This window comes from Loigolactobacillus coryniformis subsp. coryniformis KCTC 3167 = DSM 20001 (assembly GCF_002706425.1).
In the GTDB taxonomy this organism is placed as follows: Bacteria; Bacillota; Bacilli; order Lactobacillales; family Lactobacillaceae; genus Loigolactobacillus; species Loigolactobacillus coryniformis.
Genome location: NZ_CP017713.1, coordinates 2112290 through 2124710, shown reverse-complemented (window position 1 = coordinate 2124710; position 12421 = coordinate 2112290). Strand labels below are relative to the sequence as shown.

10 protein-coding genes are annotated in these 12421 nt (G+C 43.2%); 5 read left to right on the top strand and 5 right to left on the bottom strand.

The window, feature by feature from the left end:
• Nucleotides 1–7 precede the first annotated feature (7 nt).
• Nucleotides 8–427, bottom strand: coding sequence for a NusG domain II-containing protein (locus tag LC20001_RS10540; RefSeq protein WP_176720030.1), 420 nt, complete (start codon nt 425–427; stop codon nt 8–10).
• A 119-nt stretch (nt 428–546) separates the two neighbouring features.
• The gene (locus LC20001_RS10535) at nt 547–2427 is read right to left on the bottom strand and encodes an NAD(P)/FAD-dependent oxidoreductase (protein ID WP_010009131.1); all 1881 of its coding nucleotides are present in this window, start codon (nt 2425–2427) and stop codon (nt 547–549) included.
• Between the two features lie 481 nt (nt 2428–2908).
• On the opposite strand from LC20001_RS10535, the gene pplA reads away from it, so the two are divergent.
• The 4 genes from pplA (at nt 2909) to LC20001_RS10515 (ending at nt 6654) form a co-directional block, all read left to right on the top strand.
• A complete protein-coding gene (gene pplA / locus LC20001_RS10530) occupies nt 2909–3814 on the top strand; it encodes an extracellular electron transfer flavoprotein PplA (RefSeq protein WP_003678062.1) in 906 nt (301 codons plus the stop codon).
• Between the two features lie 99 nt (nt 3815–3913).
• Nucleotides 3914–4894: a 1,4-dihydroxy-2-naphthoate polyprenyltransferase gene (locus tag LC20001_RS10525; RefSeq protein WP_003678060.1), complete on the top strand. Its 981-nt coding sequence runs from the start codon at nt 3914–3916 to the stop codon at nt 4892–4894.
• Nucleotides 4895–5030: 136 nt separating this feature from the next.
• Nucleotides 5031–6329 carry a Y-family DNA polymerase gene (locus tag LC20001_RS10520; RefSeq protein WP_010009132.1) on the top strand — a complete coding sequence of 433 codons (1299 nt, stop codon included), beginning with the start codon at nt 5031–5033 and terminating at the stop codon, nt 6327–6329.
• Entirely contained in the window at nt 6322–6654 is a 333-nt protein-coding gene (locus tag LC20001_RS10515; RefSeq protein ID WP_056943270.1) for a hypothetical protein, read from the top strand. Before LC20001_RS10520 ends, LC20001_RS10515 begins: the two co-directional genes overlap by 8 nt.
• Here the strand turns inward: LC20001_RS10515 and LC20001_RS10510 are convergent.
• Complete coding sequence (locus tag LC20001_RS10510) at nt 6609–7982, bottom strand: IS701 family transposase (RefSeq protein WP_145955951.1); 1374 nt, start codon at nt 7980–7982, stop codon at nt 6609–6611. The two genes, LC20001_RS10515 and LC20001_RS10510, sit on opposite strands and share 46 nt — an antisense overlap.
• A gap of 153 nt (nt 7983–8135) precedes the next feature.
• Between LC20001_RS10510 and LC20001_RS10505 the strand changes: the two genes are divergently transcribed.
• Nucleotides 8136–8516, top strand: coding sequence for a hypothetical protein (locus tag LC20001_RS10505; RefSeq protein ID WP_010008986.1), 381 nt, complete (start codon nt 8136–8138; stop codon nt 8514–8516).
• Between the two features lie 414 nt (nt 8517–8930).
• On the opposite strand, the gene LC20001_RS10495 is transcribed toward LC20001_RS10505, so the two are convergent.
• Nucleotides 8931–10298, bottom strand: coding sequence for an IS4 family transposase (locus LC20001_RS10495; RefSeq protein WP_099267132.1), 1368 nt, complete (start codon nt 10296–10298; stop codon nt 8931–8933).
• Nucleotides 10299–10476: 178 nt separating this feature from the next.
• Nucleotides 10477–11772: a serine/threonine transporter SstT gene (gene sstT, locus LC20001_RS10490; protein ID WP_010010622.1), complete on the bottom strand. Its 1296-nt coding sequence runs from the start codon at nt 11770–11772 to the stop codon at nt 10477–10479.
• Nucleotides 11773–12421 lie beyond the last annotated feature (649 nt).

The window sequence follows — 12421 nt, the reverse complement described above, 5'->3', positions numbered from 1 at the left end:
TCCTCACTCATTCGGTGACCATCCCACCTTGGGTTTGTGAGCCGTGGTTGACCTTGATCTCGATCAAGAGTTTATGTGGCAAACAGACGATCGTTTGTCCAGGTTTTGAGATCCATCCACGGCGCACACAGACTTGATCACGGCAATTGGCACCAACGATGGCGATTCGATCACCTTTGATCTCGACATCATTGTAGTCACCATCGGCGGCCTGATAACGGTATTTAGTCGAACCTTTGTGACCGGTTAGTTTGATCGAATACACTTTTTTGCCATTATGGCTGATAACAGCAGTGCGTACCTGCGTCGTTGGTGCCTGTTTATCAGTTGCAACCTGATTCTTTTCATGCAACGCAAAAATGACAAGCGGAGTGAACGAGCCGATCACTAGCAAAACCACAATAATGATGTCCCACGGACGAATCATTTTCAAATACTTATTCTTAGCCACAGACTTGACTCCATTCTATTGCCGATTTGCTTTGAAAAAAAGAAATGGCCCTGGGTAAGTCACCCCAGAACCATCCCCGTTATTGACTGTAATTGTTAATGTTTACCATAAATTGATTTCAAGTCGCCGTACCACCAGTGACCAAGATGTTTTTGTAACCACGGCACAACCCAGAAGTCGAGACCAAATGCACGACCGGAGCCGTTCATCAAGGCGAGGGCCATAAATGGCATCCACATGTTGACCCAGTAGAACATACCGGATAAGCAGAAGACCACCACTAAACCAATTGTGATTGCATTGGCTAACCAAGTGAACAAACCAAACAAAATACACAGTGCTAAACCAATTTCAACGATCGTCATGAATTCTTGCATGAAAAGCGCTGTTTGCTTGTTAGGAATGAAGAACTTAGTTACACTTTCATACCACTTTGGTAAGTGCTTGAAGATCATCATTGGTTGTTTACCGTAATCATATGATAGACTGAAAAATTCATTAGTTGGCGCTGCCGCAGCTGATTCAACTGCTTTTTTGGCTGTGCCAGCTGCTTCAGAAGCACCACTAGTAGTTACCTTGGGATAGAGCCAAGTGAACGGTAGCCGGAGCTTGCCGTTAAACCATGAGCCACTACCTTGAATCTTGTACCAGCAATCGACTAACCACATAGAAGCGTAGAAGATCCGCGCGGGAACACTCCATAAAACGTTACCGTAGCGAGAAATATGGCCCCAGAAAGGATTACGACCATTGCGGTTACGGAAGAATTCATGCATGCTGTATTGGAAAATATAGTAGCCAGCAAAAGTTGTAAAGAAGTACAACAAGTTGATCATGTGCTTCATCATGGTGCCCAGCCAACCGCTAAGGTGAATGCTACCAAAAACGTTAGCAACACTGTAATGGGAGCCAATCGAAACGACAAAGCCAGAATAACTACTCTTCAAAGGCTTAGGTGTAGTGCCGTTAACCGTAGCGACGATATGTTCTGCAGCAGTATTCCCAGTTTGTTCAGCTGCTTCAACAATTTGTGGTGTCCCACGATCGCCTTCATTGGTATTTAAGGACAGGTCCCCAGCAACATAAGTATTAGGATATTGCTTGGATTGCATGTATTCGTTAGTTACTAAACGACCTGCGCGACCTTGTTCCATATCAAACTCAGCAGTATCGGTGTTAGCCTTTAAGCCAGCCGTCCAAATGACCGTATGCGTAGGCACATGCGTACCATCCTTCAACGTCATGTAGTCGGCACCGACTTCAGTGATTGGCGCACTAGTACGAACATCCACGCCTTTTTTCTTCATGAAACGTAGGGCCAGATCCGCATCAGGACGGTCCAACATGTTAAGGATCGTTGGGACTGCTTCGTCTAAGATCAAAGTGATCTCGCTTGGATCAATCTTGTTTTCCTTAGCTAAGATTGGCCGCCAATCGATCATTTCACCAATGGTCTCGACCCCAGTAAAGCCGCCACCAACAACGACAAACGTTAACATTGCTTTGCGCTTGGCTTCGTCATGTTCTAATGCTGCCGCAGCAACGGTAGCTTTAATGTGTTCTTTGATTTTAACCGCATCTTCAAAGGACCAAAGGCTAAAGCCATGTTCTTTAACCCCAGGTGTGCCAAAGTCATTAGATTCAGCACCCATTGCTAAAATCAAATAATCATAGTCGTAACGACCATGTTCAGTTTTGACCACATTTTTATCGTGATCGACTTTTGTAACGTTGTCAGTGACCACTGAAACATTCTTTTTATGTGCAAATAAGCGACCTAAGTCGTATTGAACAGATTCCAGTGGTACACGATCAGTTGCAATTTCGTGCAGTTCAGTCATATAAGTCATGTAAGAATGACGATCAATGAGTGTGATATGCACGTCATGATTCTTTTTGAATCGTTTTGCCAAGCGTCTTGTAGCAGAAACACCGGCAAAGCCAGCCCCAACCACTACAATATTTTTCTCAGCCATAGATGAACACCCCTTAATAATTGCAGTAGAATAAAAATTTCACAAAAAAGATAAAGTTAAAAAAAATGCAAAGCTTATATCAGGTAAATTATACAGAATCGCAATCGCTTTGTCCATCGGTATATACAAATGTGGTCAGAACAAATTTAAAGTGCAAGCACAAAAAAACAAATTATTTGAAATAAAACAAAAATTATGCCAATGACGAATTGATTTTTGTCACCTTGATTCAGAATAAATTAGTATAATAAGCGACTTTATGATTCATTTTGGCATTGGACAAATTAATTAGTTGATTACAGTTTCTGTAAATATAAAACTTATTGTTTGTGTAAAATAGGGATGGCTAAATTAAAAAAGACTCATGGCAATTAAAACGTTTTCTAATGCAGTCTGTCTTTAGCTTGATTATGATTTAAAATGTAATATACTAATTTATGTGAAGTCAAACACAAATATTTATGGGTGGGGGAAACATATTATGAAATTAAATAAATTTGTCACAAGCTTGTCGGTCGTTGCGATGTCAGTTTTAACATTGGCTTCAGCAATGCCAGTTCAGGCTGCTGATTCGTCTAGTTCATCGGCAGAATCCAGTTCAGTAACTGAGAAGAAAGTGACTGCTGGTAAGACGATGAAAGCAGGTACTTATAAACTGGAAGAAAAGAATTTCAGTCATGGTTACAAGGTAAAAATGTCAATGACGGTTGGTAATGACGGTAAGATCACTAATACCAGTTACGATTATGTGGATAAAGATGGTAATTCAAAGACCAAAGACGCTGATTACGAAAAGTCTATGAAGGCTAAAAGCGGGGTTGGTCCGGCTGAATATATTCCACAGTTGAATGATTCGTTTAAGAAGAATGGTTCTGATACTGGTGCCATTGCCGTTGTATCTGGAGCAACTGAATCTTCTAACGACTTCAAGAACTATGCACAACAATTAGTTCAAGCAGCACAAGCTGGAGACACTAAGACGATTGTTGTTAACAACGGTAAAAAGATGAAGAACGGAACATATAAGTTAGCTGAACAAAATTATTCGCATGGCTACCGGATGAAGATGGCGATCACCGTTAAGAATGGTAAGATCACTAAGTCTAATATGGACTATGTTAATAAAAATGGTAAATCCAAGACCAAGGATGCTGCTTACGAAAAATCAATGAAGTCCAAGGTTAAAGTTGGTCCTAAGGAATACATCCCTGATTTGAACAAGGCTTTAAAGGGCAAGACTGCAACAACTTATCAAAATGTGAAGGTCGTTTCTGGGGCAACTGAATCTTCAAATACGTTTAAGTTGTATAGTGCTCAGTTAGTTAATGCGGCACAAAATGGCGATAAAGGTACGATCAAGGTCAGCAACTACGTTTATGCTGAATAATTAGTTGTACTTTTCATGTTGACTTAATAGAATAGGAATGTGGCGATATTGCCGCGTTCCTATTCTTATTTTTTAGCGCAAAGGGGCATAAGCAAATAAATGAATAACGAAACCACCGTTAAACCGATGACCTTTAAATTGTTTTTAGAGTTCATTCGGTTGAACGCAAAAACTGCGAGTGCAATACCATTTATACTAGGCTTATTGTATTCGATTTATTATTTTCAAAGTGTTGACTGGCTGAATTCACTGATTTATTTTATTGCGCAGATGGCGATTGCTTTTTTTGTGACTGGCTTTAATAATGTGCAGGACTATAAATTGGCGGTTGATCAACATTATCGCGATACTTATAACATTATTGGTCGCGAACATTTATCGCCACGGCGGGCTTTAAACTTAATGCTGGCTTTTTTAGTAGTTGCGTGTGGCTTAGGCCTAATTTTGGTTTGGCGAACTAATTTACTATTACTATTTATGGGCGGCGCTGGTATTTTTGTAACCATTTTTTATACTTTTGGGCCGATCCCATTTTCTCGTTTTCCCTTAGGTGAATTGCTTTCTGGTGTAGCTGAAGGGTTTGGTGTTTTTTTCATCACGATCTACGTCAATGTTGCGCCGGAGCGATTGCTAGGGTTATTTTTTGATTGGCCGCGTTTCATGATCAATGGCAATTTATTAACGTTGATTATTTTAGTTTTGGTCGGGTTACCGAATATTTTCACGGTGGCAAATGTCATGTTTGCCGATAATATGTCGGATCTGCCGCAGGATATTCGCAATCAACGTTATACATTGCCGTACTACCTAGGCATAAAACGGGCGCTGTGGCTGTATGATGCGTTGTTATATTTATGTTTTGCTAGTGTCACGGTTAGCGCAATCTTACGTCTTTTACCGCCGGAAAGTTTATTGGTTTGGTTAGTTCTACCACAAATTCGCAAGAACAGTCGTATTTTTCATCGAGAGCAGATCAAGGAAACCACATTTGAAACGGCGATTCAGAATTTAATGCTTTTTCAAGGGGTTCAAATTTTGGCACTAGTGGTGGCTATTCTGCGAACTCAAGTATTTGGCTAGAAAAGTTAGTAAAACCGAGTTACAGCTGTGTTAGAGCAGCTATAACTCGGTTTTTTGTTTGTCAATGGCATAAAAAACTTGCTAAATAAGAACGTATGTTCCTATAATAGGATTATGTGATGGTGAGGTGGGTCGAATGGATTATGCCGATGAACCGCGTGGTGTCTTTTTTATGATCGATAATAAGTCCTTTTATGCCAGTGTTGAAAGTGTTGAACGCGGATTGAATCCGTTGCGTTCAGTACTAGTTGTCATGTCAGAAGCAGACAATACCGGCAGCGGTTTGGTATTGGCTGCTTCGCCACAGGCCAAGCAACGCTTTGGTATCAGTAATGTTTCGCGTCAATATGAAGTACCAATGACGCCAGAATTATTAGTGGTGCCACCACGAATGAATCTTTACATTGAGAAAAACTTGGCGATCAACCAAATTTTTCGTTCCTTTGTTGCGGATGAAGATTGCTATCCTTACTCGATCGATGAATCGATTCTAGACATGACTCATTCTTGGCGTTTATTTGGGAAGACGCCATTGCAGGTTGCACGAAAAATTCAATGTACAGTGCGGCAGCAGCTTGGACTTTATACGACTGTGGGTATCGGCGAAAATCCGCTGCAAGCTAAGCTGGCGCTTGACCTATTTGCTAAACACGATCATGAATTGTTAGGAACATTAACCTATGCAACTATGGCGGCTAAAGTTTGGCCAATCACTGATTTAACCAAAGTTTGGAGCATTGGACACCGCACCGCAGCACATTTACAACGGTTAGGTATTCACAGTATTCGGGACCTGGCACAGATTGATCCCTATGAACTAAAACAAGAAATGGGGATCATTGGGGCACAATTATATGCATTGGCGTGGGGGATCGATCGCAGTCAGCTCCATGACTTAGTTGCACCGAAGGATAAAAGTTGGGGCAATTCACAAGTTTTACCGCGTGATTATTTAAAACAGGCGGAGATCGAATTGGTACTACGCGAAATTGCGCTGCAAGTAGGTACGCGGATGCGTCGCCATCAGCAAAAAGCTGGCTGTGTTAGTTTAGGGATCGGCTTTGCCCATGCTGCAGCACAAGAGGATGGCCGTGCTGGATTTAGTCATTCTCTGCGTATTGAGCCAACGGATAGTCAGCATGAAATAATTGGTCACCTGTTGGCGTTATTTCGTGACGCTTGGTCAGGCCAAGCCGTGCGGTACATTGCAGTTTCGCTTTCACAGTTGGTTCCTAATACTGGATTACAACTTGATTTGTTTCAAGATCCGCAACGACAATTAAAGGATGATCGTTTTGAGCGCGTACTCGATCAAGTCCGGGCACGGTTTGGTACTACGGCGCTATTTCCTGCTAGCAGCTTATTGAAAGGCGGTACCCTGTTAGCGCGGGCCGCGCTCGTTGGCGGACACAATGGAGGTAATAGTTTTGACTGAGACACCACAGCAAGCGGCAAAAGTGATTCAGCAACGATTAGCACTTTATTTTAAACCGCGTACCCAGCACCGTTATCGCTTGGATATTGTGAATAATATTTACGGTGCTAGTTATAATTTCTTCCTCAATATTCAAGCACCGTATCAACGTGAACGTTCGTTACCGTTACATCGTTTGCGCGTTTACCAGTTAGTCTATTTAGAAACAGTCGTCCACTTGTTGCGGCAAACAACACAATTGACCTTTAATTTTGTTGATTTTGCAACGCAACCAGCACTTTACAGCTTTTCACTGACCCCCGACCAACAAGAAGCCAACCACTGAATCACCACTTTGGCCGGTGTTGTTTTTAACCGCCTTTGCACTTGCCGCGCTAAACTAGCCAAAAACAGCGCCGCTTGAATTTGCCGACTTAACCAGAGTTTGCGTTCACGCAAACTTTTGGTTACCAAAAAAGCTAAACTAGGTTGGGTCAATGGCAATACGATCATCAAGGTATACGCCGTATTCAATAAATGATGATCGGCTTCAATCTTGGCTACTGAACGCACGGCGTAATCACCGAAGTGCCAGAATGTTTTCATTTCATAAAAATAGGTCTCGATCGCCCAACGTTTTTGATAGTAGGCCAACGCTCGTAGCGCTGGCGCAGGGGCGCTGGTCTCCGGCGTCCGATAGGTGAGCTGGGTCGGATCAACGGCTAGGGTTTCGGTTGTGATCGCCGCTAATTCTTCGGGCGCGCTCGTCGCCATGAACAGACGACAAGTCGTCTTGCGTTGTACGCGGATCATGTAAACTGGCTGGGGCATCAAGCGTGTCAGACACCGCACTATACCGATCTGATCTCCGGCCGAACAAAGATTTAATGCAATATTTCCCAAATGGATCTGGTCACCATATTTCCGCGGCCGGCCGCGCTTACCGGTGCGTTTGGGTAAGCCAAACATGGCGGTATCTTTACGCACATTGGCGATCATAGCTAGATTAGGTTGCGTCATGACCAGTTGGTTGATCTCAGCTTTGGGATACCAACTGTCACACAGTAGGAACACTTGTTGGTCGCTGGCGATCGATTTCAAAGTCGTCTTGATCATTTGCGCCGCTTGCTGGTATTTGGTCGCCTGTTCCGCCTGATAAAGGTGCGTGGCTAACGGTAAGAACGTATAAACTGGCTGGTCATCTTGGTCCCGCTGTGTTGGGATCATCAGACCTAAAGTAACGAAATCATGGGCATTGACGAGCCGCTTACCCGTATGTGCGGCGTGATCGAATAGATATTTGACGCCGGTAAATTTGTGGCCGAACTTGGGTTGGACCGTGTCATCCAGAACCAATAATAAGGGCAAGTCCTGACAAGTAGTGGGAATCAAGGTCAGTAAATACGTCAAGTTGCGCACTTCTAACTGTGGCAAGTGGTCACCGATCACTGCCAAAGCCCGATAAAACGTGTTCAAAGAATGCTTCGTCACCCGGCCCAGAAATTGTTCAAATAAGTGGCGGATCGAGTGGCGGTCACCGATCACTAACAACGCTAGACACAACCAAAAATAGTTAAGGCCCATTGGCTTAGACAAGCCAGCCGCTTTTAAATCAAAAAAATAGGCGTGGAGGGTGGTTAAAAGTGATGATTTTTGATAAAATGAGTTCAACACGAATCCTTCTTTCTGAGTGGTTTTTTGTCGAACTCATTTTAGCAAAGAATAGGCATTCGTGCCTTTTTATATCCAAATTTTTTTAAAAAGCTGTAAAGTGCTGAACGCAACGCTGGCCGCAAAAACAAACATTGATCAAGCGAGGTGATTAAAATGATTTTACATAAAGCCAAAAATGAGCAGGTGGCAGCTGATTTTTTTAAATATCATTATCACGATCGGGGCATGATGAAGTGGGGTGGCTTTTATTTGTCAGATCACACCAGTGCTTTACAGAAAATGCATGCAGCTGAAGTTGCTGAAGCACCATTGCCGATACAATCACAGGCGCTGATCAGTCAGCGGTTATTTAGTGCCTGGCAGCGACAACAATTAGTCCATCTGCAGTTAAATCAATTGGAAGTTGGTGAACGAGTTGTTGCGGTGACGGGGACAGTGGTTGGAATGGCGGATAACGAGATTGGTATTCAAACAGCCGAGCAAAAGATCATCTGGTTAGTTTTAGCAGCGATCAAACATGCAGAATTTATTTAAAAGAGCTTTCTAATGCGGACAGCACATGCTATGGATTTGCTTATCCAAATATAACAATGTGGCATTATATTATGAAAAAAAGGCTTTGGATAACGGTTTTGTTGATGCCTAAGGGAGGTAGCGGCGATCAGTTCAGTTGTGTATACACCTTATTTAACGAACACAGGAAATATTTGATTGGCAATTTTATATACTTACTTGTTACGGCCCGAGTATAAAGACGCTACGGATTATCATGGAATAATGCCAACAGCAAGGCGTTTATTTCGGCAGGCACGGGCTATTTTGGCACAAATGCCAGAGAAACTATATCTGAGTTTAATCGCTATTTTTTTATTCTTTTCACTAAGTCGTGAAAGTTCCAATTCGAGTAATCCCTTAGTCCACCAAGCTTTACAGCCTAAAAATTAACCTTCAACTATTGCTCATGCTCAGCGTGATCAGCGCCGAAGTTTGAATCGATAAGCCATTTAAAAATTGGTCAATCAGTGTCTTGATCTGCGCAGTCATTTTTGCAGGTGATTTAGTCACCTTTAGGTTAGTCAACTCACCTAGTAACTGGCCGATTGCAGTCGCCAGATCAATGATCGGCAGTAAGGTATCCAATTGATAGAAAATATCGCCAATCGTTGGGTCGCCTGGTTGGCGCCGCTGTTGCCAAGCCAACAGATCATAGGTCATCATGGTCACAGCCATATGCGCACAAAGCCCGTCATAATCCTGGATCTGAGTCTGATCAAGGCGTAAATATTGTTTGGCGGCCTTAAAATAGTTCTCAATCTGCCAACGGCGACTATAAAGTTGAATGATCGCTGCCGGGGTCAGATTGGTTTTTGTAGTCGCTAACACCAGGTAGTCGTTGGCGCAATGGCGTTTAGCGACAAAAACTAAGCGTAACGGTAACTTTGCGGTAGCGGCCTGAACCACGCAACTATATAAATAGTCGGCTCGTGATTGACGATGCGACTGACGTAAGTACTGATAGAGCGTTTTGACGGTGTATTGGCGGCCACGATAGCGGTAATAGATCTTCTTGGTCCGTTTAAGCATGCCAATACCGATCAACTTTTGGTCGTTTAACGCCGCAAACATTTTAGGCGAGGTAAACCAACTATCGAATAGCACATATTTAGCTTTGAGCCCATTTGCCCGCGCTTGCTTGATCAGTTCTAGTGCGACCGCTGGCATTGGCCGCATCGCTTGGGCCCGCCGTTGTCCGGCTAAGGTGCGTTGATCTAAAGTTTTAGCTGGTGTGCCCACCCGATTACGTGCTTTCTGTGACGACAAAACTGCCGTCGTGACTGGCAACACGAGCTGGCCGTTACTCCAAGCCAAGGTCAAACCACGGTAACCTTTTAAGTAGCGTTGCCGATCATGATCGAAGGTGTTGGCTAAAAGCTCGGTTTGTTTCGCATTCAGTCGTGAGATCAGGGTGTCATCAATGATCAGCGCACCACTTTTGCGGGCGTCGAGCCACTGTGCTAGGCCAGTAATCACCCGTTGTGCCAATAAACAACTAAGCCGTTGCCAATTGATCCGACCGTCATTCAAGATATTGTAGACCGTGCGTTTGGTACACATGCCTGGTGCTTCTGCTCGGTAAAGTGTCCGCCGCTGGAAAATAACCTTGAGTAACCAAATCAAGATTGCAGTTAGTGAAACGTTAGAATGGCGGTGATCATTGAGCAAGCGGACCAAAGCTGGTAGGTGCGCCAAGGCACAAAATTGGGTAATTATTTTAAAACTTGATTTTTCAATTTTATTTTGCGGTATACTAGCCATAGCACAAGCACTCCTTTGTATCGTGGTTTAGACGACTCAAGTATACTTCAAGGAGCTGCTTGTGTTTAATTTTGGGCTAAAATAACTTAGTGCAATCAGGGTTTAGCTGGGTTTTGAACTTTCACGGTTTAGTTCTTTTCATAAAAAAATACCGCATAAGTTAGCGGTATTTCTCAAGTTATTGTTCATGATGTTCTTCAATGATCGTTGTAACGTCGCCGGCTTCCATTTGTTTTGCTTTGCGCACGCGCTCGGTAATGTTAACGGGTGTACCGGCACGGCGTAGGTCAGCAAATTCAGCAGTAGCGGTAAATAAAATATCGCTGGCGGCATTAACGGCAGTTTCAACTGAGTCTTGGATGACACCGATAATGAAACCAACACCGACCACTTGCATCGCGATATCATTCGAGATGCCGAATAAACTGCAGGCTAGCGGAATTAGCAGAAGTGAACCGCCAGCAATGCCGGATGCACCGGTGGCGGAAATTGCTGACAATAAACATAGCAGGAAGGCCATCGGGAAAGAAACGCTGATTCCTAATGTATGCGCAGTCGCTAGTGTCATAATTGAAATAGTCATTGCTGCACCACCACTATTAGCAGAGGCGCCTAACGGAATTGAGATCGCATAAGTTTTTTCATTTAAGCCTAGACGACGACTAAGATCCATATTGATTGGAATATTGACCGCGGAACTACGGGTGAAGAATGCCGGAATTCCACTTTCTCGTAATGTAAATAAGGTCAGTGGATAGGGATTCTGATGGGTCATTAATAACACCATTGCTGGGTAAACGATCAAAGCAACAAAGGCCATTGTACCGACGACCAGCAAGATTAGTTGGCCATAACGAGCTAAACCACTAAGTCCAGTTTCGGCAACTGAGCGGAAAACTAAACCAACGATCCCAATTGGAGCCAATTGAATAATGAATTGAACAACATTGGTGATCGCACTAGAAAAGTCGCTGACTAATTTTTTAGTCGTACCGGCAAACGGACGTAAACCAATCCCAATCAGGCTAGCCCAAACTAATAAAGCGAGGTAGTTACCTTCAGTCAGTGCTTTGACTGGGTTTTCGATGGCACTATTAAATAAATTTTTGATAACGGGTGCTAGGCCTTTTGGGGCTTGAGCCGCTGCACTAGCAGTTCCTTTAGGCAAAATAATGTCGACTGGGAATAAGTAGCTGGCACCAACAGCGACCAAAGCAGCGACAAAAGTTGCCATTAAATACAAAACAACGATCGAACGCATATGCGTTTGTGCGCCTTTTTCATGTTTTGACATTGATGACATAATCAACATGAAGACTAACAACGGGGCAATAGCTTTCAATGAATTCACGAATAGATCACCCAGAATTTCTAACCAAGTCCAACTTGGTATGGCAACACCGAGAATGGCACCAATGATGATCCCAATCAAGATCCGCTTGATCAGCGAAATTCTAGTAATACGTTCCCACATAACTTTCAACTCACAATCTTTTTTACTTATTTTTAAAAGTATAAAGGATTATGAGAGAAAAATAAACTGATTTTAATATTAAAACGAGGTTATTAAGGGGGATGAAGCGTGCCATCAAGGGATTCAATAGAACTTTCAGTATAATTTTTGACTTTATTTGATAAAGCTCTAGCAAACTGAATTAGTGCTCAAATCCTAATTTGCCCAATTGTTGCTGTAATTGGTGGTAAGCAGTGCTAACGTAATGTAGTGCTTGCTCAAAAGTAAGGGCGAGTTCCGGCAAAGTAGGCAATCAGCCGCGAGTATGATCCACGGCTGCTCATCTGTTTCTGGAATTAAGGCGGTTAGAAAAATACTGGCTTGTTCAGTCGGAAAAATAACGGGCGCACCACGGTAACTCGAAGTCTACAATAGTAGCTTGTTCGATTCTAAAGCTTGTGTGAGTTGTGCCCGTTTGATGGCGGACAACTGATTATAGTTAGCTGTTGACCAAGCATCAGGGAGCATGTTTGTAAGCCACAGGTACCAACGATTATCGCTAGGGCGCTTGTTGGTTGTGGTTGCGCTAGTTGCTAATTTTGTAAACGAAAACCGAGCACTTGCGCATTTGCAGTGGCTGGCATGAAAGCCCCCTAACCCAAGTATACTG